This is a genomic window from Corynebacterium occultum (assembly GCF_009734425.1).
GTDB classification, from domain to species: Bacteria; Actinomycetota; Actinomycetes; order Mycobacteriales; family Mycobacteriaceae; genus Corynebacterium; species Corynebacterium occultum.
This window is the reverse complement of the sequence record NZ_CP046455.1, coordinates 220206-245032: the sequence shown is the minus strand read 5'-3', so window position 1 is coordinate 245032 and position 24827 is coordinate 220206. Positions and strand designations below refer to the sequence as shown.

The following is a 24827-nucleotide window of genomic DNA, read 5'->3' as shown; positions in this document are numbered from 1 at the left end:
TGTGACAGATTCAAAAGCAGTACACCCCTACGAAAGGTTTTCCATGAAGCGCATCATTGCCCTCTCCGGAGCCGTCAGCCTCGCCCTCGCTCTCGGCGCCTGCGCCACCGACGAGGACGCCGGCACCACCACCACGGCAACTATGGAAGAGACCACCACCGAAGAGACGGCGACCGAGGAGGCCACCACCGAAGCTCCCGAGGCGAGCACCGACATCGTCGACACGGCCGTCGCCGCTGGCAGCTTCACCACCCTGGCCACCGCTCTCGAGGCTGCGGACCTGGTCGAGACCCTCAAGGGCCCGGGGCCGTTCACTGTCTTCGCCCCGACCGACGAGGCCTTTGATGCACTGCCGGAAGGCACACTGGACGAGCTGCTGGCAGATCCCACCGGGGACCTCTCCCAGATCCTGCAGTACCACGTCGTCTCCGGCGAGGTGATGGCCGCAGACGTTCTGGAGCTGGACGGCCAGACCGTCGAAACCATCCAGGGCTCCGATCTGACCGTCGAGGTCGAGGGTGAGAACGTCGCCCTGATCGACGCCGCCGGCAACCGCGTCAATGTCGTGGACACCGATATTGCCGCCTCCAATGGCGTCATCCACGTCCTGGACGGCGTGCTGATGCCGAACGCCTAAGCACTACCTGGCACCCACACCGCCCCGGCCCGACCCCCGCAATGGGGATCGGGCCGGGGTTCCGTTTTCCCACCCTTGCCAGATACCCCCATGGGGTATAAAGTTGAGGCTGATGGTGCGCCAAACTCGAAGGGCCCACACCCCCCATATGCTCAATAAAGAGGACTGATAACCCATGCCCCAGACTCAGGCACCACTTGAGTTGCTCCAGGTTGATCTTGGTGTCACCGGCATGACCTGCACCTCCTGCTCCTCCCGCGTCGAAAGAAAGCTCAACAAGGTCGAGGGAGTCGAGGCCAGCGTCAACTTCGCCACAGAGTCCGCGTCAGTGAAATATGACCCCACCAAGGTCGACACTGGGCAGCTCATCGAAACCATCCGGAACACCGGTTATGACGCCTTCGCAATGAAGACCGACACCACCGAAGAATCCCCGGGCCCCGGAGAGAACCTGATGGCCGGTGGCCAGAGTCAGATCGATGCCGCCCGCGAAGCCGAAGCCGCCGATCTGAAGCACCGCCTGATCGTCTCCGCCCTGCTGGCCGTCCCGATCATGTTGCTCAGCATGGTTCCAGCCCTGCAGTTCAACAATTGGCAGTGGGCCGTGCTGACCATGACCACCCCGGTCTACTTCTGGGGTGGCGCCCCCTTCCACCGGGCCACCCTGGTCAATCTGCGCCACGGTTCCTTCACCATGGACACCCTGGTATCTCTGGGAACCACCGCCGCCTACCTCTGGTCACTCTGGGCGTTGTTCATCGGCAATGCCGGCATGCCGGGCATGAAGATGGAGATGCATCTGTTGCCCTCCGCCTCGACGATGGATGAGATCTACCTCGAAACCGTCGCCGTGGTCATCGCTTTCCTGCTGCTGGGCCGCTGGTTCGAAACCCGGGCCAAGGGGCAGTCCTCAGAGGCGCTGCGCACACTGCTGGATATGGGAGCCAAGGACGCCGCAGTCCTCCGGGATGGTGCCGAGGTCCATGTCCCGGTCAGTCGACTCAAGGTGGGTGATATCTTCATCACCCGCCCCGGAGAGAAGATCGCCACCGACGGCACAGTCACCGAAGGGTCCTCCGCCGTGGATGAATCCATGCTCACCGGTGAATCCGTTCCCGTTGAGGTGAGCAAGGGTTCCAAGGTCACCGGCGCCACCCTGAACACCTCCGGCCGCCTACTGGTCGAAGTCACCCGTGTCGGCGCAGACACCACGCTGTCCCAGATGGCACGCCTGGTCACTGATGCCCAGTCCAAGAAGGCCCCGGTACAGCGCCTGGTGGACCAGATCTCCCAGATTTTTGTGCCCACCGTCATCGGTATCTCCATCCTGACCCTGCTGGCACATATCTTCTTCACCGATGCTGGCCTGGCACCTGCCTTCACCGCTGCGGTCGCCGTGCTGATCATCGCCTGCCCCTGCGCCCTGGGCCTGGCCACCCCCACCGCACTGCTGGTCGGAACTGGCAGGGGTGCGCAGATGGGTCTGCTGATCAAAGGCCCGGAGATCCTGGAATCCACCAAGAAGGTGGACACCATCGTCATGGACAAGACCGGTACCGTCACCTCCGGCGCCATGTCCGTCAGTGAGATCACCGCAGCACCCGGTTTCGAGGAGGAAGAGGTGCTGGCCAAGGCTGCCGCAGTTGAGTCCGCCTCCGAGCACCCCATCGCCCAGGCCATCGTCCGGGAGGCGGAACGCTCCGTCCCCGTACCTGAGGTCAGCGCCTTCAACAACACCGCCGGCCAGGGTGTCAGCGGCACCGTCGAGGGCCAGACTGTGACCATCGGCCGCCCTGCGGGATCCCTGGAACCCACCCTGCAGCACGCCTTCGATGCGGCTCAGGAACAGGGCGGCACCCCGGTGGTCATCCAGATCGAGGACAAAAATGCCGGAGTGATAACCATTCGTGACACCGTCAAGAAAACCTCCGCCGAAGCCGTCGCAGGATTGAAGGAACTGGGGCTGACCCCGATGCTGCTGACCGGTGATAATGCCGGTGCCGCCCGAGCGGTTGCGGCTGAAGTCGGCATCGACCCGGAGCATGTGATCGCCGAGGTCATGCCGGAGGAGAAGGTCGCCCAGATCGAAAAGCTGCAGGCCCAGGGCAAGAATGTCGCCATGGTCGGCGATGGCGTCAATGATGCCGCAGCACTTGCCCAAGCAGACCTGGGCCTGGCGATGGGTGCCGGCACCGACGTCGCCATCGAAGCCTCCGACATCACCCTGATGAACAATGACCTCCGCTCCACGGTGGATGCGATCCGTCTTTCCCGCCGCACCCTAGGCATCATCCGGGGCAACCTCTTCTGGGCCTTCGCCTATAACGTCGCCCTGATCCCGGTAGCTGCGCTCGGCCTGCTCAACCCGATGCTCGCCGGGGTCGCGATGGCTTTTTCCAGTGTGTTCGTGGTCCTCAACTCCCTGCGTTTACGTGGCTTCCGTTCCTCACATGGGGCCGCCGCCTAAACCCTGCTTATCGACGCCCCCCTGCCCACCACGGCCCGTGGTGGGCTTTGGCCGTTGTGGGGATTGTTTAGAAGGGTGGTTCCTCCTCCCGGGTTGTCTCCTCCGGGGTCGGGGCGGGTACGGCGTTTGTTGACCCGTTGGGCACGACGCTGCATAAACGACTGCGCAAACAGTGTGCCCGGCCGAGACAAAGGCCCCCGCGGGTGGGTGACCACCACATCACCATCCGGATAGGTCCAGCTCCACACCCCCTGCGCATCCATCACCAGGTTCAGGTCCCCACGGGTTTTCCTCAGGTGATGCCTGCGACACAGACACTGCAGGTTACTAGGGGTGGTGGGACCCCCGTCGGTGTGGTTGAGCACATGATCAACATCGCAGGCCTCGGCATCGATCCCGCAGTCCTCCGGCCCCCGACAGGTCCCGTCCCTGCCTTTCACGGCCCGGATGATTTCCTCGGTGGGTCGGTAGGTCAGGGTGGTGGTGTGGGCGGGGGGGTCCATGGTGCGGGTGTGGGTGATCCGTTCGGCCCAGCGTCGGGCCTGGCGGTCATCGAGGTAGCCGGCTCCTGCCAGATAGGTCGGGGTGTCACCGTCTGGTCCGTAGAGGTTGTACACCACCTTCGGGTTGTGCATCGTCCCGCGGAGCAGCCCCAGCAGGGCGTCATGCAGGGTGGTGTCTTCGGCGGTGGCGGTGGCCCGCAGGATGGTGTGGATGTCCAGGGCGTCATCGGCGGCGAGCACCGCCTGGATCTGGGTGTGTCCGGTGCCGGTGGTGCGGAAGTGGATGCCCAGGGCTCTTGGGTGGGTGTCGTGTTCGGCGGCCGGGTGTCGTGTTCTATGAGGAGGAGGCGTAAGGAACCGGCGGATGGTTGTCGGCCCCGGGAGGGCTTCCGCGGCTTTGGTGGGGGTGAGGAAGGTGGTGAGGTGCTTATCGACCTCGGTGATGATGTCGGGGTCGTCCACGGCGATCAGGGCGTGTTCGATGGCGCGCAGCCTGGGGTGGTCGAGCAGGCCGAGGTCGTGGTTGTGGGCAGCCAGCACCGGGTAGTGGCGCAGGAGTTGGACGATCGACAGCCAGGTCAGTGTGGTGGTTGTGCTCAAGGAGGTGCGGGCGGCGAGGTGGGAGGTGGTGGTGTCGATATCGGCGTCGTCGTCTGGGGTGACACTTGTCCAGAAGGTGAGGTCCTGGCGGTTGCGGTGGGTGGTCCAACAGGCGGCGGGGTCGGTGTGGCGGTAGTAGGGGTGTGGGGTGGTGTGCATAGGTGTTCCTGGGCAGGCTCGTGCATGGAATGCGTGTTCGATATCGAAGCTGGGACACGGGCAGGGCATGCCCACCACCCTGGGGGTGGTTCAACTACATAAGACCATGTGCGGCGCTGATCTGAAGGGGCACCCGTTCGGCAGGACTCACGCACATACACATTCGAATCAAGACTCCGCAGTAAAGATCAGGAAGCCTGAACCACCTCAGCTCCCTGACCTATCGAAATGCCTTCTAATACGCCCGTGTTAAACCGCCAGGGGCTTATCTTCAGGGCGCACCGCGACCGGCAAGGCACTCTCCCCCATCAGATCGCGGTCCACAGCCGCCGCAGCAGCACGGCCCTCTGCAATGGCCCAGACGATGAGGGACTGACCACGACCATTGTCCCCGGCGATGTAGATGGGGGCCTCGAAACCCGGGAAGCGGGGTGAAGCCTGGGCCCGGTATTCGCTGCCCCGGCTGATCCGACCACGGGAATCCGCCTGCAGACCCAGTTCACTGAAGAGCCCACTTCTTTCCGCACCACTAAACCCCAGAGCGATAAACACCAGATCTGCTTCGAGGTGGAAATCAGTTCCCGGTACCGGCACACGCTTTCCCTCAATGACCTCGATATCCACGCACTGCAGGGAACTCACCTGTCCATCCACCCCGTTAAAGGCCATTGAGCCAGCGTTGAAGAGTCGCTGGCCGAGGGGTTCACCGGGCATGCGGGTGGCCAGCCCCAGAGCCTCGATCTCGGCGGCAGATTCATCACCGCTGATGCGGTACTCCCCTTCCTCATGAGCGGTGGCCACCCGCTTGATCAGGGGGAACATCGGCCAGGGGGTTTTCGGGGAGCGGGTTGCCGGAGCCTCAGGACGGATGTCCACCTGGGTGACTGAGGCTGCGCCCTGGCGCAGCGCAGTGCCGAAGCAGTCCGTGCCGGTGTCACCGCCACCGATGATGATGACCTTCTTGCCGCGGGCGTCGATAAGCGAGCGGGGACTGTCACCCTCGTTGGATTTGTTCTGGGCGGTGAGGTATTCCATGGCCGGGTAGATGCCAGCGAGTTCGCGGCCCGGTACATCCAGGGGGCGCGGTACCGGGGTGCCGGTGGCCAGCACCACTGCGGAGAATCCGGCCAGGTCAGCCAGGGTGGGAGCGAAGGAGGTGCGGAAGTTCGTGCCCTCGGCACGCATCTGTTCCAGACGGCGGTCAATCCAGCGGTTCTCCATCTTGTACTCCGGCACGCCATAACGCATCAGCCCACCGAGGCGGTCATCACGTTCGAAGACGGTGACGCGGTGACCGGCGCGGGTCAGCTGTTGAGCGGCAGCCAGACCCGCGGCGCCGGAGCCGATGACGGCGACGCTCTGTCCGGTGTCCATGCTGGGTCGGATCGGGGTGATCCAGCCTTCCTGAAAGCCGTGTTCGATGATCTCCAGCTCGATGTTCTTGATGCTCACCGCATCATCATTGATGGCGAGTACGCAGGCACCTTCGCAGGGGGCGGGGCAGAGTCGGCCGGTGAATTCGGGGAAGTTATTGGTGGCGTGGAGTCTTTCCAGGGCTTCCTGCCAGCGGTTCTGCCGCACCAGATCATTCCATTCGGGGATGATATTGCCGAGCGGGCAGCCCTGGTGACAGAAGGGCACACCGCAGTCCATGCAGCGCGCGGCCTGCTGCTTGAGCTGGTCTTCACCGAAATTTTCATAGACTTCGCCGAAGCTCAACAGACGCAGCGGGACCGGCTTGTGGGTGGGTTCGCGTCGGGGGTAGGTGAGGAATCCATGTGGGTCGGCCATCAGTTCACTGCCTCTCTGATTGCGGGGCTGGTGTTGAATTCGAGTGTCACGCGGCGGTAGTCCCGCGGCATGATTTTGAGCAGGTCGGCGGCACGGAAGGGAGTCCGGGAGCCGGTCAGGCGGATGTGGCGGGCGATGGTCTCTTCGACCCATTCCACATCGGCAGGGTTGAGCTCCTCAATGTCGACCAGCTCGGGGTTGACCCTTCCCGGCAGGTCAGCGGAACGGGGAAGGTAGGCGATGCCGCCGGACATGCCGGCACCGAAGTTCGTGCCCACCTCACCGAGCACCACTACTCTGCCGCCGGTCATGTATTCACAACCGTGGTTGCCGATGCCCTCCACCACGGCGGTGGCACCGGAGTTTCGCACGCAGAAGCGCTCCCCCACCTCACCCCGGATGAAGAGTTCACCGGAGGTGGCACCATAGGCGATGACATTGCCGGCGATGATCTGCGGCTGGCTACCCTGCCGCTCAGCTTCCTTTCCGTCGGGGCGGATGGTGATCCGCCCGCCGGAGAGCCCCTTGCCCACGTAGTCATTGGCATCACCGTGGAGGTTGAGGGTGAGTCCGGCGGGGATGAAGGCCCCGAAGGAGTTGCCGGCGGCACCCCGAAAGTTGAGGGTGATGGTGCCCTCGGGCAGTCCCTGGGCACCTGTGGCGCGGGTGATGCGGGAGCCGAGCATGGTGCCCACGGACCGGTTGATATTGCTCAGCGGGTAGTTCAAGGAGAGCCGGGGGCCCGACCCACCCGGGACACCGGGGGTATGCGCATTCCCAGAGGCCCAGGTGGCTGCAGCGGTGATGATTTCCCTGGTGTCCGCGATCAGTTTATTGTCCAGGGACTTGTCCAGACTGTGGTCCTGAGGGATCGCATGCCGGATCTGCTGCCCGGGGAAGTTGCTGTTGGGCCGGTGGAAGATGGGGCTGAGGTTGAGCTTGGCTGCCCGGCCGACGTCCAGATCCCTGCACTGTCGCAACACCTGGGCCTGCCCGATGGCCTCATCCAAAGTGCGGAAACCCAGCTGGGCGAGGTATTCACGGACTTCCTGGGCGAGGAAGGTGAAGAAGTTGATCACGTGCTCAGCTTTTCCGGTGAATCTTTCCCGCAGCTTGGGGTTCTGGGTGGCGATGCCCACAGGGCAGGTGTCCAGGTGGCAGACCCGCATCATGACGCAACCTTCCACCACCAGGGGTGCGGTGGCGAAACCGAATTCCTCGGCACCTAGCAGGGCGGCGATGATGACGTCCCGGCCGGTCTTGAGCTGGCCGTCAGTCTGAAGGCGGACGCGGTCCCGCAATCCGTTGAGCAGCAAGGTCTGCTGAGTTTCGGCCAGCCCGAGTTCCCAGGGGCCACCGGCGTGCTTCAGCGAGGTCAACGGGGAGGCACCGGTGCCGCCATCATGCCCGGAGATGAGGATGACATCCGCATGGGCCTTGGCCACACCTGCGGCGACCGTGCCCACGCCCTGTTCGGCGACAAGTTTCACGTGAATCCTGGCATCGGGGTTCGCGCACTTGAGGTCGTGGATCAGCTGGGCGAGGTCCTCGATGGAGTAGATGTCGTGGTGCGGCGGCGGGGAGATCAGGCCCACGCCCGGGGTGGTGATCCGCACCTTGGCGATCCACGGGTAGACCTTGTCCGGCGGCAGCTGACCTCCCTCACCGGGCTTGGCACCCTGGGCCATCTTGATCTGAATGTCGGTGCAGTTATTGAGGTAATGGCTGGTCACGCCGAATCTTCCTGAGGCGACCTGTTTGATGGCGGAGCGTTTCCAATCCCCGTTCGCTTCGGGTTCGAAGCGTGCGGTATCCTCCCCGCCCTCGCCGGAGTTGGACATCCCACCCAGGTGGTTCATGGCGATCGCCAGGACCTCGTGGGCCTCGGCGGAGATGGATCCGTAGCTCATCGCGCCCGTCGAGAAGCGCTTGACGATGTCCGCGACCTCCTCGACCTCCTCGATCGGCACGGGTGGGAGCTCCGGGGCGAACTCGAAGAGTCCGCGCAGGGTGCCCAGTCGCTCGGACTGGGAATCAATGGCTGCGGTGTACTCCCGGAAGATGTCCTCCCGGCCGCTGCGGGTGGCGTGCTGCAGCTTGAAGATGGTTTCCGGGTTGAAGAGGTGGAATTCGCCCTCCCGGCGCCAGCGGTACTCCCCACCCAGGTCCAGCTCGCGGTGCGCCTGCTCCTCCGGGCGGGGCAGGAAAGCGCTGCGGTGCCGCTTGGCGACGTCCGCGGCCACCTCCGCCAGCCCGATTCCGCCGATGGGTGCGGCGATGCCGCCGAAATAACTGTCCAGCAGTTCCTGGGAAAGACCGATGACATCGGCGAGCTGAGCACCCCGGTAGGAGGCCACGGCGGCGATGCCCATCTTGGACATGATCTTGAGTACCCCATTGGTGGCGGCCTTTAGATAGTTGGCGCCGGCCGCAGCCAGGTCCAGACCCGCCAGCTGACCCTTGATACGCAGCTCATCGATGGTCTCGAAGGCCATGTAGGGGTTGATGGCATCTGCCCCGAAGCTGATCAACATGGCCAGATGATGCACCTCACGGGCATCACCACACTCGATGATCAGGGAGCAGCGGGTCCGTACTTTCTCGGTGACCAGCTGCTGGTGGACGGCAGAGACCAGCAGGAGGGAGGGGATGGGGGCCAGTCGCTCATCGGATTCTCGATCGGAGAGCACGATCAGGGTTGTGCCCTCAGCCACCGCCGCCGAGACCTCTCGACGCACGCGGCGGATGGCATCTCGCAGCCCGGCACCGCGGTGCGCCACCGGGTAGAGCCCGGACACCACCACAGAGTCGAAACGGCCCCATTCTCCGTGGTCATTAGCGTGGATGAGGGTGGCCAGCTCATCATTGTCGATGATGGGGCGGTCCAGGCGGATCCGGCGGGCGCTCTCCGCACCGGGGTTGAGCAGGTCCGCCTCCGCACCCAGCAGGGTGTACATGGAGGTCACCGGCTTCTCCCGGATGGAGTCCAGGGGTGGGTTGGTGACCTGGGCGAAACGCTGGGAAAAGAAGTCGAAGAGCATCCTGGGGCGCTGGGAGATGGCAGCGATCGGGGTATCCGAACCCATGGACCCGATGGCCTCGGAACCCTTCAGTGCCATCGGCTGGATCAGCAGATCCACATCCTCCTCGGTGATGCCGAAGACCCGTTGCCGCAGCACCACCCGATCATGGGGCATGTAGTCGTAGCGGGTCTGGGGCAGACCATCCAGGTGGACGAAGTTCTCCCGGATCCACTGCCCATAGGGTTGGGCGGTGGCCAGCTCATGCTTGATCTCCGCATCGGGGATGATGCGCCCCTGTTCGGTGTCGATGAGGAACATCCGGCCGGGCTGCACCCTGGTGCGCTGCACAATGCGATCAGGGTCGATGTCCAGCACCCCGACCTCTGAGGCCATGACCACCAGGCCTTCATCGCTGACCCAGATCCTCCCGGGGCGTAGACCATTGCGGTCCAGCACCGCGCCAACATAGCGGCCATCGGTGAAGGCGAGAGCGGCTGGACCATCCCAGGGTTCCATCAGGCAGGAGTGGTACTCATAGAAGTCCCGCAGCTCAAGGTCCAGTGTCTTGTCATTCTCCCAGGCCTGGGGCACCATCATCGCCACCGCATGGGGCAGGCTGCGTCCACCCAGGTAGAGCAGCTCCAGGACCTCATCGAAACGGGCGGTGTCCGAACCTCCCGGAGTGCACACCGGCAGTGCCCTGCCCAGGGGTCCCAGGCTTTCCGAGTTGATCAGGGATTCCCGGGCCCGCATCCAGTTCTCATTGCCGCGGACGGTGTTGATCTCACCGTTGTGGGCCACCAGCCGATAGGGGTGCGCCAGTGGCCAGCTGGGGAAGGTATTGGTGGAGAAACGGGAGTGCACCAGGCAGATGGCGCTAGCCATGCGGGGATCCTGCAGGTCGGTGTAGAAACCGGCGAGCTGGGAGGTGGTGAACATGCCCTTGTAGACGATGGTCCGGGAGGACAATGAGGGGAAATAGACGGTGGGCTCATCATTGGACTGGCCCAGCTCACGGGAGCAGCGGTTGCGGATGAAGAACATCAGGCGGTCCAGGTCAAGGCTGGATTTCCCCTCCGCAGTGAGGAAGATCTGGGCCAGCCCCGGCATGGCCTCCCGGGCCATGGAACCCAGCTCTGCCGCGTTGAAGGGGACATCACGCCAGGCCAGAACCTGTGCACCTTCCTGAATGATGATGCCTTCGATCTCTCGCTGGGCATCCATCCGGGCCATGCGGGTTCGGGGCAGGAAGACGATGCCGGTGGCATAGTGGCCGGGTTCCGGTAGTTCGATGCGCTGCTCGGCGAGGATTTCCCGGTAGAACCCATGGGGCAGCTGCATCAGGATGCCGGCGCCATCACCGGTGGTGGGCTCAGCCCCGGCGGCACCGCGGTGTTCAAGGTTGCACAATGCCTGGATGGCCTGCTCGACCAGTGTGCGGCTGGGGCGACCGTGCAGATCCGCCAGGAAGGCCACACCACAGGCGTCCTTCTCATGGCTCGGATCATAGAGTCCCTGTTTATTCATTGCGCCTCCCTTTGGGGCTTCACCGGACATACACCTCAGCAAAACCTATCTATTGATCTATAGATTTCACTAGAGCCCAGAAAACACCGTCTGAAAAGACCGCGCAACCCCCCGTGCGGGAAAACCTGCAGCTCACGCCAAGGAATGTGACTCATACCACAATAATATACCTGTCAATCGACCGGCGACCACCCCCAGAACACCCTAAATTACCCCTGCTAGCTGGGACTACTACTAAGTGATAGATATTCACACCCCCACAGGGCGCAGAAGGTCAACCCACAAAGATCAGCAGGGGTCGGTGATCCAGAATTTCAAATATCCGCCCAACTCCCGGGCCACATGATAAGGAATACGGAGCTTATCCACCCAGCCATGGAAGACCACGGTGGCGGGCACCTCCGAGCACTGCTCGAAGACACTCCGGACGCGGCGGGTATGAGGACGGTTGGTCACCACGACCACACTTTCCCAACCCTGCTCCTGCGCCAGTTGCGCAAAGGTCTGCGCCTCACCCACCGTGGTCACCGGGGAAGGTTTCATGCACAGCGAGTCTGCATCGGCGGGACGTGCCGAACCGCGGCAATGCTCCCAGCCCACCTCATCTTCAACGCCCTTCCAATTGGAGATCACCAGGATGCCCGCCACCCCCTCATCCACCAGGCGGGCGCCGTATTCATGGCGGCCGTCACTGGCACCAGCCAGCACCAGCACCACATCAGAACGCGGCGGGACATCACGCGGCGGATAGAGAAACCAGGCGGTGGTGGAGAGAAAGGCGACCAGCAACAGGGCAAGTAGTCCGACCAACCAGGACAACCGATTGAGGTGACGTCCCCCTGCTCTAGCGCGTTTCATCCCACACACCTCTCCCCGATTCCGATGACAAGGCCTCATCCTAGGCCCGGACATGAGAAAAAGCCCGGGGCTCCTCTCAATTCCAGAGAGGAGCGCCGGGCCCTTATTCAGCGCCAGATCAGCGGTTAGCGGCGAGGAACTGCAGGTAGTTGGCGAAAGCGATCATGCCACCCACAACGGCGGTGATACCGATTATCTCAGTAGCGTCGCGCCAGATCATGGCCCACTCCGGGTTGGTTTCATCGGAACGGCTCTCGCCCAGCAGGTCACCGCCGGTGACGCGGTCATCTGCGTCGACAGAGTCAAAAAGGTCGGAGGAACCCGCGATGGAGGAACCAGCGGCGGGGGCGGGCTGAGCTTCCTCAGCGCCTGCGACTGCAGTGCCGGAGAAGGTCAGGGCCAGGGCGGCGGCGGCTGCAACGGCTGCGTTACGGATCTTCATGTGATTGCCTTTCTTGAAAACGGTCGGGTCTTAATTACTGGCCGTGGACAATGAAGTTGTACAGCGGGCCAACGATCAGGCCGATGACGGAGCCGATGGCACCGGTCACGGTCAGACCGTAGAGCAGCTTGGCCCAGGCCGGCTGTCCGTCGAAGGTGGCGCCGGTCTCCGGGTTGACCTTGGAGGAGCCGAAGAGGGCACGACCGTCAGCCTCGTTCTGGCCGTTCAGGTTATCGCCGAGCCCCTCGGAGCTACCGACCGGAATGGAGGAGCCCTCCGTGACGACGATATCGCCCTCGCGCGGCGGGACATAGGTCTCGGCGGTGGCGACGGAGGTGGCGCCCAGGGTCAGGGCGGTGGCGGCTGCGGCGGCGATGGCCGCATTACGGAGCTTACGCATTGGCATTCCTTAGCTATCGTGGATTGTCGGATCACATGACGCCTGAATCGCTTGTTGACGATGGACGCTTAAGTTTTTCGACGGACCCCCACCAGGGGAGGCCGATGTCAAGGTTAACGATAACGCCCACACCCTGAATTTTCATCGGAATAAGAATGTGCGGAACCGAATAGACCCTTATTCCAAGTACAGGCAGAACTTAAATCAGGGCCACGTGGGAGGCCCTAAAGGAGCAGCTCAACCCCCATTTACCCGCCCCCGAAACAGGGGGCGGTGGGGATGGAAAATAGGTTTATAACAATTTGATAAACTTAAATTCATGAGCCACAAAAGGGTGATTACTGCAGCTCAGCGGGGGCATCCACACCCCCACCCTCGTTTCCCTTCCCGCGGAAACTCATGGGCAATACGAACCCAGCATATTGAGATATTCATTTGCCATGGAAAAGCAATTAAGGTCGCTTCACATTTCCCCGACTATAACTTCGATATTCACAATATTTTGCATTGACATTTTCTTTAATAAACCTTAATCAATCCCGTGATTCGGTGTAGCTATATGTGGGAAATCAGTCCCACTTCTTTCCACCAGGTGGGAATTAAGGGATCGTCGATAAGCCTCCAGGCCGACCAGGCTGGTGATCATCACCGGCAGTTCCACCTGGGTGGCATCCTGCTTCGCCAGGCGGTGACAACGCCGGTAGAGCCAGATGAACAACGGGTACAGCAGCACCGCCACCACCGCCATGGTCACCAACTGGAAGCGGGGGTCCTCCCACATCAGATTCCAGGCGAAATGGAGGGCAAAGGCGATGAGCACCCAGAACAGGGCGACCGACCAACGCCACAGTGTGGAGCGCTGCGCCGTGAAAATCGCCAGCCCCACACCCCAACCGGCAAGGGCGGTGAAGGCCACATGCAGCCCCGGCCCCAACACCACCCGGGACAACCAGGTGATCAGAGCACCATCAAGATCCGAGTTCGGGTTCAGGAGCGCCCCATATGCGCCATAGGGAATATTCTCCATCACCTCAAAACCAAGACCGACCAGGGCACCGGTGATGAAACCGTGCCAGGGCCGGGTCAGACGATGGAAACTGAACAGGATGACGGCCACCCCCAGCGCCTTCCCCAGCTCCTCCGGATAAGCCCCACCCCAGGAAGCCAGGGTGAAGGTCAAGTTGAACTTCTCCGCCAGCTCCAGGATCGGCAACCCACTGAGCAACACCACCAGGAAGGACACTCCCCCACCCCAGAGCAGGCTAGATACCAGCCACCACCACCCGGCGCGGGGCCAGGCCGCGGAAACCCGCAGGATGAAAATCCACAGCAAGGCGTACACCAGTCCGAGGATGATGCCGAGTCCACCGCCCACCGGGGAGAGGATCACGCTGCTGAAGAGATCGACCATCAGCAGTGGCAGGCTGAGGAGGACCAGGACGATCAGGGTGAGCTGGAATAGCCGACTCATACATTCTCCATCTGCAGTTCCTCGAGGAAGCCGAAATCGTTTTCGGGGACACTCGGGGTGATGTCATCGAGTAGCAGCAGCACCGGCGTGGGTAGTGGCTGTCGGCTGAATTGGAACCAGACCGCGTCCGCCAGTTCGGGCACCTCAGGGCCGCCGTGGACCAGCACAATCATGGACTGTCCTTCGCGCTCATCGCTGCCGGCCAGGGACATGCCGACTGCGCCGTAGCGGGGGTCGATGACCATGCGGGCATCCCCTTCGCGGAATACCGGGGCATCCTCGGGCGGGAATTCTGCCAGGTTGGCGCGCATCATCCGCCGCAGCGTCACCTCCTCATCTTCCACGCCTTCCACCAGGAGCGACTGGATCAGGGTGCCATCGCAGTCCCAGAGGTAACCGAGGATGACATTGCTGGACTTGGAACAGGAGATGACCTCGCCTTGTTCATCATGCAACAGCATCTCCCAGTCATAGCCGAGGGAGCCGAGCCGGATCTCATCCGTGCCGGCTTCCCGTTCCGGGGTGAGGAGGTTGAGGATACCGGGCAGAGCGAAGAGAAGTGCGGCCACAGCGAAGATGGCGCACCAGAGCTTTCCGGCGCGGGTCGGGCTGAAACGGTACTGCGGCATGGGTGCCAGGTTACCTGCCCGTCAACCGCCGCCGAGCAGTCCGCTCCTTCACCTAGGATGGCGGCATGAACGATCTTTATCACTATGTCAATGGTCCCTGGCTTGCCGAACACGTGATCCCCGAGGATCGCGGTGTCGACGGCACCTTCCACCAGCTTCGCGACGACGCCGAGGCGGATGTCCACGCCATCGTCAAGGAGGACGGTGGCCGCGCGGGCACCCTCTTCAAATCCTTCATGGACACCGAGGCGATCAACGCCGCGGGTCTGGCTCCCTTGGATGCGGACCTGGACCGCCTCGCGGTCAGCGATATCCAGGGTTTCCTGCAGGTGCTCGGGGAGCTCGACCGGGAGGGTGTGGGTGCTCCGGTGGGGTTCTGGGTGGAGAAGGACTCCGCCGGGGAATCCGGTGACACCGCCGTGGCTTATCTCATCCAGTCCGGTCTCGGTCTGCCCGATGAAGCCTACTACCGTGAGGCGGCGCATGCTGAGACGCTTGCCACCTACCGCGAGCATGTGGCCTCGATGTTGACGTTCCTGGGCAGTGACCGTCTCCAGGGCATGGATCCGGACACCGCCGCCGCACGCATCCTCGCCCTCGAGACTGAGATCGCAGCCGGCCACTGGGATGTGGTGAGCTCCCGGGATGCGGTCAAGACCTACAATCCCACCACCCTGGGGGAGTTGCCCCGCGCCCTGCAGATCATGCTCGAGGCCGCCGGGCTTCCGGAGGGTCGGGTGGTCAACATGATGCCCTCGGCTGCGGAGCACATCGCCCACCTGCTGGTGGAGGAGCGCTTGGCTGATTGGCAGCTCTGGGCTACCTGGCACATCCTCAGCTCCCGGGCGGGTCTCCTGCCGGAGGAGGTCGGGGAGAGGAACTTCGGGTTCTACGGCACCCGTCTTTCCGGGGCCACCCAGCAGAAGGACCGCTGGAAGCGTGGTGTTGCCCTGACGGAACGCCTGGTGGGGCATGAGATCGGCAAGATCTATGTGGAGCGCCACTTCCCCGCCTCCTCTAAGGCAAACATGCTGGAGCTGGTCAGCTACCTCACCGAGGCCTACCGTGAACGCATTACCAACCTGGCCTGGATGACCCCGGAAACCCGGGAGCGCGCCCTGGCCAAGCTGGATAAGTTCCAGGCCAAGATCGGTTACCCCGAGCAGTGGCGTAGCTATGAGGGTCTGGAGGTTGCCGCCGGTGGGTCGCAGCTGCTGGCCAATGTCCGCAAGGCCACCGCTTTCCTGCATGACTATGAGCTGAACAAGATCGGTGAGCCGGCGGACCGGGATGAATGGTTCGCCACCCCGCAGACCGTGAATGCCTTCTATAACCCGGTGGTCAATGACATCACCTTCCCCGCTGCCATCCTGCGTGCCCCCTTCTACTCCCCCGATACCGAGGCGGCCGAAAACTTCGGTGCCATCGGTGCGGTCATCGGTCATGAGATCGGCCACGGTTTTGATGACCAGGGCAGCCAGTATGACGGGGACGGCAACCTCAACTCCTGGTGGTCCGATGCGGACCGCGCCGCCTTCACCGAACTCACCGACCAGCTGGTCGCCCAATTCAACGGCCTGGTGCCCTCGGTGCTGAAGCAGACCGGGGTGGAGACCGCCGGTGTGAATGGTTCCTTCACTCTCGGCGAGAACATCGGTGACCTCGGTGGACTCGGCATCGCCGTGGTGGCCTACCGTCGCTACCTCGCCGACCAGGGGCTCACCTTCGAAACCTCCCCGGTTCAGAAATTCGAGGCGGAGGGGGCTGACCCGAAGCTGGGTGAGCGTGAGTTCAATGGCATCCAGCGGCTCTTCCTCGCCTGGGCCCGGGTCTGGCGCACCGCCATCCGCCCCGAACTGGCCACCCAGTACCTGGCGATTGACCCGCACTCCCCCGCCGAGTTCCGCTGTAACCAGATCGCCGCGAATATCGCTGAGTTCTACGAGGCCTTCCCGGAAATCACCCCGGAGTCCGAGATGTACCTGGCACCTGAGCAGCGTGTGACGATCTGGTGAGCCCTGGGTTTGGTGGAAGGTTTCCGCGATGCCTGGAACCAGGCTTCTGCCGCCGAATTAGCTGCGGTTTTCACACCAGACGCTGATTTTGTCAATGTCGTCGGTTTCTGGTGGCACGGTCAGCGCCAGATCAAGCACAACCACGCCATCAGCTTCCGCGACATGTTTCCCGCCACCAACCTGCAGTTCGAGAAAACCAGGGTGCGGTTGCTCGCGGATGAGCGGGCAGCTGGGTGGGGAGCGGCGTGGGGTGTTCATCTTCGTCGTCTCGCTTATCGACGACCGCTGGCTCGCCGTTGCCGCCCACAACACCGATATCCTGCCGGGGCAGCAGATCCACCTGGCCTCGGAATCAGGTTCAGTGAGCGCGGTGCGCTATGAGGGGCAAGAGGCAGAATGGGATTAGTTTCCGGATCCCTGATACCGGCCAGGGCCATTTCCCCCAGAGAGATAAATGGTATTTATTGGGTATCTTAAACGTCACTCATGGCCGTTTATATTGAGGGCGTTGCAAAGTTGGGTGGGGAGCAGAAAAGGCTCCCCCGTGAACTTCCCAGTAGGTTGATATATTAAGAACTTCTCGCCTGACCCCTCTGACACCGCCAAGAGTAAAGGATCCTTCGTGAACCCTCCACCAACCCAGAGCAAGAAGCGGGGAAGCCTGTCGGCAAAGGTTGAGGTCCAGGTCCGCGAACAAATCCTGTCCAAGCAGCTTGCGGCAGGCTCAGTGGTAAGGCCAGAAGATGTCGGGCGGGAACTTGGAGTTTCGCAGACCCCCGCACGCGAAGCTCTTCAGACCCTCAAATCTGAGGGGTTTCTGACCACAAAACCAGGTGTGGGATTTGTCGTCGCTTCCCTCACTGCGCAGGATATCAGGGACATTTTTAGCGCTCACGCTCTTGTGGCAGGAGAAATAGCCTCGCGCGCCGTCAGCAATTCCTCCGAGGAGCAGGTCAACGAGCTTGAAGCTGTCCACTTTGAACTCCTGGCTGCCGCCAAGCGCCACGACTGGCAGTCCGTGGAAGAACGCAACCACGCCTTCCACCGGCAGATCACCCATATGGCTAACTCACCGAAATTAGCGCACATACTGGGAATTATCAGCCGTTATGTCCCCCGTTCGTTCTACTCCTCCGTCGGGGGGTGGGTCGATGCCTCCGCACATGACCACGAAGCCATCACCGCAGCCTTCCGGGAGCAGGACAGCGCAAAAGCCCGCGCAGCCATGGCTACACACATGACGAACGCAGGCGAACTGCTTGCAGAGAGCTTCGCCCGAAGAGCCGATTAACCGGCTCTGTATGAGGGCGGGGAATTAGCTACTCGTCCTGGGTGAGTCCGGCGGCTTTGAGAGCCCGGTCGTCCCACACCGGATCAACGCTGGCATGACCGGGGCTGTGGGCGCGTTTGTAGACCATGATGGTGCGTTCGAAGGTGATCACGATGACCCCCTTCTGGTTGAATCCGATCGTTCGGACAACAATAATTCCCACCGTCTCACGCGAGGAGGACTCTCGCTTAGAGAGCACCTCCGACTGGGAGTAAATGGTGTCTCCCTCAAATACAGGATTGGGCAGTCGCACTCGATCCCAACCCAGGTTCGCCATGACGTTCATCGAGATATCCGTCACTGATTGCCCTGTGACCAGTGCCAGCGTGAAAGTGGAATCAACTAGCGGTTGCCCGAACTCGGTTTTCGAGGCGTAGTGCACATCGAAGTGAATCGGGGCCGTGTTCTGTGTCAGGAGGGTCATCCATGAGTTATCGACCGGCATGACGGTTCGCCCCAGCGGATGCTTATACACATCACCGACTTCCATGTCCTCATAAAAACGTCCCCGCCAGCCGTCGGTGGAAACTCTTCTTTCAGTCATCAGCGATCTCTCCCACTAGCATTATGTGAAATATATTGGGTCGAAACATCAGTAAGTGCGCGGCAGGTTCAGGACCTTCGAACCAATGAAGGCCTTGATGAGGTTGTTGTTGACGGGAGCGACCTGGTACATCCGGGTCTCGCGGAATTTCCTCTCGACGTCATATTGGTCGACGAAACCATAACCGCCGTAGGTGTTGAGGCAGACATTCGCAGCCTCCCAGGAGGCCTCTGATGCCAGGTGCTTAGCCATGTTGGCCTCCGCCCCGACGGGGGCATCGTTATCCGCGAGAGCGCATGCCTCCCAGCGCACCGCGTCCGCCGCACGCACCTTCATATAAGCGTCCACGATGGGGAATTGGACCCCCTGGTTCACCCCGATCTTCCGGCCGAAAACCTCACGGGTTGAGGCATAGGAGCCAGCTCGATCAATGAACCAGTAGCCATCGCCGATGGCTTCAGCTGCCAACAAAACACGTTCCATGTTCCACCCGTCAATGACGTAGCGGAAACCCCGTCCAACCTGGCCCACAACCGCAGAGGAAGGAACACGCATGCCGTCATAGGTCACCTCGTTCGTCGCATAGTTGAACATCGTGCGAACCTTTTGAGGGCGAAAAGCTTCTGGCTGCTCGGCCCGCACTTCGCGCAGATCCACCAGGAACAGTGTCAGGCCACCGTTGCGGTCCTCTGGATCAAAGTCACTGGTGCGGGTGAGCACCAGGAGCAGGTCAGACTCATCGACTCGACTCGTCCAGTTCTTGTGGCCGGTGATAACCCAGTCATCGCCGTCCCGGATGGCGCGGGTCTGGATGGCGGAGGTATTCGACCCGGAGATCTCCTCCGTGATCGAGAAGGCCTGCAGGCGAATTGATCCGTCCGCGATACCTGGCAGATAAACGTCTTTCTGCCATTGAGATCCATGATTGAGCACGGCCTTCATGGTGTAGAGCTGTGCGTGGCATGCGGCTGCGTGGCCGCCCGAGCGGTTAATTTCCTCCATGATGATTGAGGCCTCAGAGATTCCGAGACCCAGCCCGCCATATTCCTCTGGAATAAGAGCCGCGAGTAGCCCATCCTCCGTCATGGCATCCACGAACTCCTGCGGATACTCGCGATGAAGGTCCTTTTCCCGCCAGTACTCATCCGGAAAACCAGCGCAGAGATCACGGACTCGGGTACGCAACTGCTGAAAGCTGGGTCGGTCACGAAAAATCACGGCAGAATCCTCCAGGTCATCAATATTGCCTGCATCAATAGTGTCCACGTACAGGTCATCTCGTTCATTCAGGAGCATGGTCTTCACCTTTCAATGGCAGCTTGTGATTGAAGCGGGATCAGGAACACGTTGTGATCCAAACCTCATGAGACGATAATATATTAGAATGTTAGGGAAGGTGCAAGCTTTATGAAAATACCTGTTCAAATGCGGTTCAAACCAATATAGTGAGGAAATATGGACTCAATACTTTTCGGTCACACTGCCCTGTTCTGCCCGGCCGACCGGCCAGATCGATCAGCCAAGGCATTAGCCAGCAATGCCGAGATCATCATTCTTGATCTGGAGGATGCGGTGGCTCCTGATGCCAAATCCCAGGCCAGGAATTCGCTGGGCACTCTACTTTCAAACGCTCAAGAGCGAACCGGGATTGTCATCCGGGTCAATGACCCGGCAACAGAGACAGGTCAAGCCGACCTGGCGGAGCTGGCGAGGCTGAGCACTTCCCCGGATCTCCCCGAGTTCACCGTCATGGTTCCCAAACTCACCACCGACACTCCCCTGGATTCCCTACCCGGGGAGAATGGAATTATCGGACTGATCGAAACCGCCCGAGGTGTACGCGATCTCCATACGATCGCCCCCCACCCCCGCATCCGCAGATTGTCCCTGGGGGCGGTTGATCTCTCTACCGAGCTGGGGTGCGAACCTGACTCATCCACCATCGATGCGGTCCGCGCACAGCTGGTCATCGCTTCATCAGCTGCCGGCCTCCCCTCCCCTCTCGACTCTCCCTGCCTCGATTTCCGCAACTCTGAGATAATCGAGCGCGCTGCTCAACGCGCTCGGCGGGATGGGTTCGGTGGCATGTTGTGCATTCATCCGGTGCAGCTTGCCCCCGTCACGGCTGCCTTCTTGCCCACCAGGGAAGAGGTTGAGTGGGCCCGGCAGGTGGTGGCAGTTGGGGATGCCGTCACCTCCCTCAATGGACAGATGGTGGATCGCCCGGTGATTCTGCGCGCCCAGCGCATTCTTGGGACCACCCGGCATTGAGGAACCAGAAGCATTCCCACCTTTTAGGAAGATGTTTTAGCTATCGTCGTGAGATGTTCCAGTACTCGAGAAGGGGGTAAAGATGGAGCTACGTTTGCTGCAGTCATTTCTCGTACTGTCCGAAGAACTACATTTCGGGCGGGCGGCTGCCCGGTTATTCATTGCCCAGCCTCCCCTGACCAAGCAAATCCACCAGCTGGAGAAGCAATTGGGGGTCCAGCTATTTGAACGCCACCCCCGCGGAGCGCGACTGACCCCTGCCGGCGAGGTGTTAGCGGAAGAAGTGAAGAATATTTTCGCTGCGGTCGACAGCGCCGTGCACAATGTCCGCAATGCCGAACATAGTGGGGTCGGCCGCTTGGTGTTAGGTGCCTCGGGAATGACCGGCGGGGCACTCCTTCCCAGGATGCTGCGTGCCATCTCCGATACACATCCAGGGGTGGATCTAGGTGTCCAACAGTTCGAAAATTCTTCCCAGGTCACCGCGGCAGTACTCGACGGAAAGCTCGACGCCGGACATGTGCTGCTCCCCTTTGAACACCCCGATTTGAGCGCCAGGAAGATCACCTCTCATCAGCCGCTGCTCGCGGTGGCTTCCGACCACCCTTTTGCCAGCAGGGACAGCATTCACGTCGCCGAGTTGGAAAACGAGGGTTTCATCATTCCCCGCCGCTACAGTGGGTCTGCCCTACTCAGACTGATCGAGTCAGTGTGCGAGACTGCGGGATTTAGCCCACGAGTGGTCAAGGAAGCTGCTGATTCCTATGCCACCCTGGCGTTAGTGGCTGGTGGTCAAGGAATTTCCATCTCCGTGACCGGCGTAACCACAATCTCTTCCGACGTCTCTTTGATCCCTTTCGCGGATGAAGACCTGCCGTCCATGGAGTCCGCGATCGCCTGGCGTACCAAAAATCCTTCTCAGCTCCTGAAAAGCGCAGTCGATGCCGTGGTGTCTCAGCACTGACCACCATCACTATTGTGGTGCTTAACCCCAGAAATAGGCCTGCCCCAGACCGGAGGGTCTGGGGCAGGCCTAAGGGGCGGGGTGGGTTTAACCGCGTTGGGCGTAGTCGTACATTTCCGGCAGACCGGAGGGGTGGTTGGCCAACGCAGTGACCTTGACATCCATGTACGGAAACAGCGGCAGATTCGACAGCAGCTCATGGAGCTCCTCATTGGAATCCACTTCGAAGATGCTGACATTCGACACATCCCCCACCACTCGCCAGATGTGGCGGAAGGTGCCCTTCTTCATCAGCGACTGCCCGTATTCCATCTCTCGGCTACGCAGCTCATTCCACTGCTGATCATCAAGGGACTCCGGACGGTTAACGTACATCTGCACCATGAAAAACATGTTTCTTCCTCTTTCTACATCTCAATGTGAAATGACCACCGGGCACACCCCGGGAATCAACTTGCAGTTATTTCTCGTCGCCGTTATCCAGCGAAGTTTTCAAAGACCACGGCGATCCCCTGGCCACCGCCGATGCACATGGTTTCCAAGCCGTATCGGGCATCCCTGCGTTGCATTTCTCGGCTGAGATTCGCGAGTATCCTGGCACCGGTGGCACCGACCGGATGTCCCAGGGAAATGCCTGACCCGTTGACATTGATTCGGTCATGGTCGTCGTCGCCGAGCCCCAGACTGCGAGTACATGCCAGTACCTGGGCGGCAAACGCCTCATTGAGCTCAATGAGATCCATGTCCTTCAGCTCCAGGCCAGCACGCGCAAGGGCCTTCCTGGACGACTCCACCGGTCCTAACCCCATGCGGTGTCCCTGCAGCCCGGCCAGTGCCCAGGACACCAGCCTCACCCGCGGGGTGAGACCCAGTTCATGAGCCTTCTCCGGGGTCGTGACGATGACCATGGCGGCGGCGTCATTCTGTCCGGATGAATTGCCGGCGGTCACTGTAGCGTCAGGATCCTGGGATCCACGCATAGGTTTCAACTTGGCCAGGGAGTCTACTGACGCATCAGGACGGAGATGTTCATCTTTATCGAACATGATGGTCTGCTTCCCCTGTTTCACCGGAACAGGCACAATTTCATCATCGAACTTTCCTGCGTCTACCGCAGCTGCGGCGCGACGATGGCTACGGACCGCTAATTCATCCTGGTCCTCTCGACTGATGCCAAACTCCCGGCGAAGGTTCTCGGCGGTCTCGATCATCCCGCCAGGGATGGGTTTTGTGACACCACCAGCATGGATGCGACCGTGCACGAGGGAGTCTTTGAAATCCAAGCCTTGGCGGTTCGCGCCCCACCGCGCGGTGGTGGTGTAAAAAGATGCCGCGCTCATTGATTCCGTGCCACCGGCGAGGATGAGATCGGCAACTCCGGTCTGGATCTGCATTGCCGCATCTATGACCGCCTGTATGCCCGACCCACATCGTCGATCCACCTGCATTCCGGTTACCGAGTCTGGGAAGCCGGCGTCTTGGGCGACAGCCCGGCCAATACACGGGGCATCCATTGAGTTGTATCCCTGTCCGAGGATCACCTCGTCGATCTCCTCAGGAGAGAAGTTGTTGCGCTGGACGAGTGCTTTCGCCGTGATCACCCCTAGATCCAACGCCGAGATGTCTCGGAGGCTGCCACCGAACTTTCCGATTGGGGTTCTGACTGAGTCACAGATGACTACTTCACGCATCGTAGATATTCCATTCCGGTAGAAGGGTTAGACCGTGGCCATGACCTTGGCGATTTCCAGGTCGCGGACCTTATTGCCCTTGTACAACCGGGAGAGCCCGACCAAGGCGACGATGAGCCCGAGCATCGATAGACCGATCAGGTAGTAACCCGGCATTTCACCGATATCGGTGCGGGAGACCATCCAGACAGCCAGGTACGGGGCGGTACCGCCGAAGGCGGCGTAAGCAAGGTTGTACGACACAGCGCTGGCGGTGTAGCGGATATGTACGGGGAAGAGGTCGACCATCAAAAGCGGGGTGAGGGTGGCGATTCCCGCCACCACGATTCCGTAGAGTGAAAGACCGAAAATTGCTGAGACAATCATGCCGCTCTCCATCATCCCGAAGGCGGGGATGACCACCACGGCAAGAACAACAGCTGACGTAGCCGCGATCCTCGGCGGACCAAAGCGGTCGATCAGAATGCCGACGAAGGGGCATGCCACCGCGAAGGCCGCGAGTCCAATGATGTAGATCCAGAGCGCTTCCGACTGGGCGAATCCCACTCGCTGGGTCATGTAGGAGACCATGTAGCTGGTCAACAGGTAGAAGGAGACGGCGTTGAGCGCAGCCCAGCCGAAGAGAATGAACATGCGGGACTTCGTCGTCCGGAATGCCTCGATGACCGGGGCATGCTGCTTCTGGCCTTCTTCAACCTCGAGGATCGCGCTGAATTCCGGAGTCTCCTCGACCTTGGATCGAAGGTAGAGGCCGATGAGCCCGAGTGGTCCCGCCACGATGAAGGGGATGCGCCATGCCCACTCGATTAAGACGGCCTCCGGAACGGACACCGTGACGATCAGGCCAACCAGGGCACCACCGATGGTGCCGAGGGCAGTTGCCACCGGATTGATACTGGCGAACAACGCACGCTTTCCAACGGGTGCATGTTCCACCACGAAGCTACTGGCGCCTGCATATTCGCCGCCGGCAGACAGTCCCTGGCAGATACGCCACAGCAGTAGCAGCACCGGGGCCATTACCCCGATGGTCGCAAAGCTCGGGGTGAGGCCGATGGCTACGGTAGCGAAACTCATCAAGATGACCGCCCAGGACAAAGCAATCTTGCGTCCCTTGCGGTCTCCCAGTTGGCCGAAGATCAAACCGCCGATGGGACGGGCTAGGAATCCCACCGCGAAAATCGCAAATGTTGCCAGGAGCCGGGCTGTGGGGTCCTCTGAAGGGAAAAAATGGAGGCCGATGATGGTGGCAAACTGTGCGTAAAGCGCAAAGTCGAACCATTCCACGAAGTTGCCGATTCCCCCGGCCATGATCGCCTTGCGTCGGGTTTCCCGTAGCTGTTGGGCTTCTGTGACTGTCTGCATGTGAACCTCCCAGGAGGAGCCGCCCCCAGATTGGTGGACGGAAAGTTAATTAATGGATCATGGCTCGATACATAACAGAGCCATGTGATGCATATTTAATTTTCCATTGAACGTGATGTGCCTTACATCACCTACTACTC

The 24827-nt window shown here is 61.2% G+C and carries 20 protein-coding genes and 1 pseudogene; 8 read left to right on the top strand and 13 right to left on the bottom strand.

The window, feature by feature from the left end; translation table 11 throughout:
- The first annotated feature begins 43 nt into the window (after positions 1–43).
- Together COCCU_RS01115 and COCCU_RS01110 are read left to right on the top strand one after the other, a co-directional pair.
- On the top strand, positions 44–637 hold the full coding sequence (locus COCCU_RS01115; RefSeq protein WP_156229785.1) for a fasciclin domain-containing protein: 594 nt from the start codon (positions 44–46) through the stop codon (positions 635–637).
- A 175-nt stretch (positions 638–812) separates the two neighbouring features.
- A complete protein-coding gene (locus tag COCCU_RS01110) occupies positions 813–3104 on the top strand; it encodes a heavy metal translocating P-type ATPase (protein ID WP_156229784.1) in 2292 nt (763 codons plus the stop codon).
- Here COCCU_RS01110 and COCCU_RS01105 read toward each other — a convergent pair.
- The 8 genes from COCCU_RS01105 to COCCU_RS01070 all read right to left on the bottom strand — a co-directional run bounded on the left by COCCU_RS01105 (position 3101) and on the right by COCCU_RS01070 (position 14507).
- Positions 3101–4366 (bottom strand): HNH endonuclease signature motif containing protein, encoded by a 1266-nt coding sequence (locus tag COCCU_RS01105; protein ID WP_156229783.1) that lies wholly within the window; start codon positions 4364–4366, stop codon positions 3101–3103. The two genes, COCCU_RS01110 and COCCU_RS01105, sit on opposite strands and share 4 nt — an antisense overlap.
- 249 nt (positions 4367–4615) lie before the next feature.
- Positions 4616–6157: a glutamate synthase subunit beta gene (locus tag COCCU_RS01100; protein ID WP_156229782.1), complete on the bottom strand. Its 1542-nt coding sequence runs from the start codon at positions 6155–6157 to the stop codon at positions 4616–4618.
- A complete protein-coding gene (gene gltB / locus COCCU_RS01095) occupies positions 6157–10707 on the bottom strand; it encodes a glutamate synthase large subunit (protein WP_156229781.1) in 4551 nt (1516 codons plus the stop codon). Before gltB ends, COCCU_RS01100 begins: the two co-directional genes overlap by 1 nt.
- Before the next feature lie 288 nt (positions 10708–10995).
- Positions 10996–11565: a YdcF family protein gene (locus tag COCCU_RS01090; RefSeq protein WP_156229780.1), complete on the bottom strand. Its 570-nt coding sequence runs from the start codon at positions 11563–11565 to the stop codon at positions 10996–10998.
- 118 nt (positions 11566–11683) lie between these two features.
- Positions 11684–12007, bottom strand: a complete 324-nt coding sequence (locus COCCU_RS01085; protein ID WP_156229779.1) for a hypothetical protein — start codon at positions 12005–12007, stop codon at positions 11684–11686.
- Between the two features lie 34 nt (positions 12008–12041).
- Positions 12042–12407 carry a hypothetical protein gene (locus COCCU_RS01080; protein WP_156229778.1) on the bottom strand — a complete coding sequence of 122 codons (366 nt, stop codon included), beginning with the start codon at positions 12405–12407 and terminating at the stop codon, positions 12042–12044.
- A 529-nt stretch (positions 12408–12936) separates the two neighbouring features.
- A complete protein-coding gene (locus COCCU_RS01075) occupies positions 12937–13878 on the bottom strand; it encodes a PrsW family intramembrane metalloprotease (protein WP_156229777.1) in 942 nt (313 codons plus the stop codon).
- Positions 13875–14507, bottom strand: coding sequence for a hypothetical protein (locus COCCU_RS01070; RefSeq protein WP_156229776.1), 633 nt, complete (start codon positions 14505–14507; stop codon positions 13875–13877). Before COCCU_RS01070 ends, COCCU_RS01075 begins: the two co-directional genes overlap by 4 nt.
- 65 nt (positions 14508–14572) lie before the next feature.
- Between COCCU_RS01070 and COCCU_RS01065 the strand changes: the two genes are divergently transcribed.
- The 4 genes and pseudogenes from COCCU_RS01065 to COCCU_RS01055 all read left to right on the top strand — a co-directional run bounded on the left by COCCU_RS01065 (position 14573) and on the right by COCCU_RS01055 (position 17813).
- Complete coding sequence (locus COCCU_RS01065; protein ID WP_156229775.1) at positions 14573–16522, top strand: M13 family metallopeptidase; 1950 nt, start codon at positions 14573–14575, stop codon at positions 16520–16522.
- Positions 16523–16534: 12 nt separating this feature from the next.
- Positions 16535–16699, top strand: a pseudogene (locus tag COCCU_RS14905) (SgcJ/EcaC family oxidoreductase); the annotation flags it as partial.
- Between the two features lie 40 nt (positions 16700–16739).
- Positions 16740–16928: a hypothetical protein gene (locus COCCU_RS14600; protein WP_231598817.1), complete on the top strand. Its 189-nt coding sequence runs from the start codon at positions 16740–16742 to the stop codon at positions 16926–16928.
- A gap of 216 nt (positions 16929–17144) precedes the next feature.
- The gene (locus COCCU_RS01055; RefSeq protein ID WP_231598816.1) at positions 17145–17813 is read left to right on the top strand and encodes a GntR family transcriptional regulator; all 669 of its coding nucleotides are present in this window, start codon (positions 17145–17147) and stop codon (positions 17811–17813) included.
- Positions 17814–17841: 28 nt separating this feature from the next.
- On the opposite strand, the gene COCCU_RS01050 is transcribed toward COCCU_RS01055, so the two are convergent.
- Together COCCU_RS01050 and COCCU_RS01045 are read right to left on the bottom strand one after the other, a co-directional pair.
- Complete coding sequence (locus COCCU_RS01050; protein ID WP_156229774.1) at positions 17842–18396, bottom strand: MaoC family dehydratase; 555 nt, start codon at positions 18394–18396, stop codon at positions 17842–17844.
- 48 nt (positions 18397–18444) lie between these two features.
- Complete coding sequence (locus COCCU_RS01045) at positions 18445–19692, bottom strand: acyl-CoA dehydrogenase family protein (RefSeq protein ID WP_156229773.1); 1248 nt, start codon at positions 19690–19692, stop codon at positions 18445–18447.
- A gap of 159 nt (positions 19693–19851) precedes the next feature.
- Between COCCU_RS01045 and COCCU_RS01040 the strand changes: the two genes are divergently transcribed.
- Positions 19852–20667 carry an HpcH/HpaI aldolase/citrate lyase family protein gene (locus COCCU_RS01040; protein ID WP_156229772.1) on the top strand — a complete coding sequence of 272 codons (816 nt, stop codon included), beginning with the start codon at positions 19852–19854 and terminating at the stop codon, positions 20665–20667.
- Positions 20668–20749: 82 nt separating this feature from the next.
- Positions 20750–21631, top strand: coding sequence for a LysR substrate-binding domain-containing protein (locus tag COCCU_RS01035; RefSeq protein WP_156229771.1), 882 nt, complete (start codon positions 20750–20752; stop codon positions 21629–21631).
- An 87-nt stretch (positions 21632–21718) separates the two neighbouring features.
- On the opposite strand, the gene COCCU_RS01030 is transcribed toward COCCU_RS01035, so the two are convergent.
- From COCCU_RS01030 to COCCU_RS01020, 3 genes are all read right to left on the bottom strand, one after another.
- Complete coding sequence (locus COCCU_RS01030) at positions 21719–22024, bottom strand: muconolactone Delta-isomerase family protein (protein WP_156229770.1); 306 nt, start codon at positions 22022–22024, stop codon at positions 21719–21721.
- 83 nt (positions 22025–22107) lie between these two features.
- The gene (locus COCCU_RS01025) at positions 22108–23322 is read right to left on the bottom strand and encodes an acetyl-CoA C-acetyltransferase (RefSeq protein ID WP_156229769.1); all 1215 of its coding nucleotides are present in this window, start codon (positions 23320–23322) and stop codon (positions 22108–22110) included.
- 27 nt (positions 23323–23349) lie between these two features.
- The gene (locus COCCU_RS01020; RefSeq protein WP_156229768.1) at positions 23350–24687 is read right to left on the bottom strand and encodes an MFS transporter; all 1338 of its coding nucleotides are present in this window, start codon (positions 24685–24687) and stop codon (positions 23350–23352) included.
- Positions 24688–24827 lie beyond the last annotated feature (140 nt).

What these genes read in the sequence shown, in the direction of transcription:
- COCCU_RS01030 (WP_156229770.1), bottom strand. Translation starts at nt 22,024, where the DNA reads ATGTTTTTCATGGTGCAGATGTACGTTAACCGTCCGGAGTCCCTTGAT.
- COCCU_RS01110 (WP_156229784.1), top strand. Translation starts at nt 813, where the DNA reads ATGCCCCAGACTCAGGCACCACTTGAGTTGCTCCAGGTTGATCTTGGT.
- COCCU_RS01045 (WP_156229773.1), bottom strand. Translation starts at nt 19,692, where the DNA reads ATGCTCCTGAATGAACGAGATGACCTGTACGTGGACACTATTGATGCA.
- COCCU_RS01065 (WP_156229775.1), top strand. Translation starts at nt 14,573, where the DNA reads ATGAACGATCTTTATCACTATGTCAATGGTCCCTGGCTTGCCGAACAC.
- COCCU_RS14600 (WP_231598817.1), top strand. Translation starts at nt 16,740, where the DNA reads ATGAGCGGGCAGCTGGGTGGGGAGCGGCGTGGGGTGTTCATCTTCGTC.
- COCCU_RS01085 (WP_156229779.1), bottom strand. Translation starts at nt 12,007, where the DNA reads ATGAAGATCCGTAACGCAGCCGTTGCAGCCGCCGCCGCCCTGGCCCTG.
- COCCU_RS01050 (WP_156229774.1), bottom strand. Translation starts at nt 18,396, where the DNA reads ATGACTGAAAGAAGAGTTTCCACCGACGGCTGGCGGGGACGTTTTTAT.
- COCCU_RS01035 (WP_156229771.1), top strand. Translation starts at nt 20,750, where the DNA reads ATGGAGCTACGTTTGCTGCAGTCATTTCTCGTACTGTCCGAAGAACTA.
- COCCU_RS01025 (WP_156229769.1), bottom strand. Translation starts at nt 23,322, where the DNA reads ATGCGTGAAGTAGTCATCTGTGACTCAGTCAGAACCCCAATCGGAAAG.
- COCCU_RS01020 (WP_156229768.1), bottom strand. Translation starts at nt 24,687, where the DNA reads ATGCAGACAGTCACAGAAGCCCAACAGCTACGGGAAACCCGACGCAAG.
- COCCU_RS01080 (WP_156229778.1), bottom strand. Translation starts at nt 12,407, where the DNA reads ATGCGTAAGCTCCGTAATGCGGCCATCGCCGCCGCAGCCGCCACCGCC.
- gltB (WP_156229781.1), bottom strand. Translation starts at nt 10,707, where the DNA reads ATGAATAAACAGGGACTCTATGATCCGAGCCATGAGAAGGACGCCTGT.
- COCCU_RS01070 (WP_156229776.1), bottom strand. Translation starts at nt 14,507, where the DNA reads ATGCCGCAGTACCGTTTCAGCCCGACCCGCGCCGGAAAGCTCTGGTGC.
- COCCU_RS01075 (WP_156229777.1), bottom strand. Translation starts at nt 13,878, where the DNA reads ATGAGTCGGCTATTCCAGCTCACCCTGATCGTCCTGGTCCTCCTCAGC.
- COCCU_RS01040 (WP_156229772.1), top strand. Translation starts at nt 19,852, where the DNA reads ATGGACTCAATACTTTTCGGTCACACTGCCCTGTTCTGCCCGGCCGAC.
- COCCU_RS01090 (WP_156229780.1), bottom strand. Translation starts at nt 11,565, where the DNA reads ATGAAACGCGCTAGAGCAGGGGGACGTCACCTCAATCGGTTGTCCTGG.
- COCCU_RS01115 (WP_156229785.1), top strand. Translation starts at nt 44, where the DNA reads ATGAAGCGCATCATTGCCCTCTCCGGAGCCGTCAGCCTCGCCCTCGCT.
- COCCU_RS01105 (WP_156229783.1), bottom strand. Translation starts at nt 4,366, where the DNA reads ATGCACACCACCCCACACCCCTACTACCGCCACACCGACCCCGCCGCC.
- COCCU_RS01100 (WP_156229782.1), bottom strand. Translation starts at nt 6,157, where the DNA reads ATGGCCGACCCACATGGATTCCTCACCTACCCCCGACGCGAACCCACC.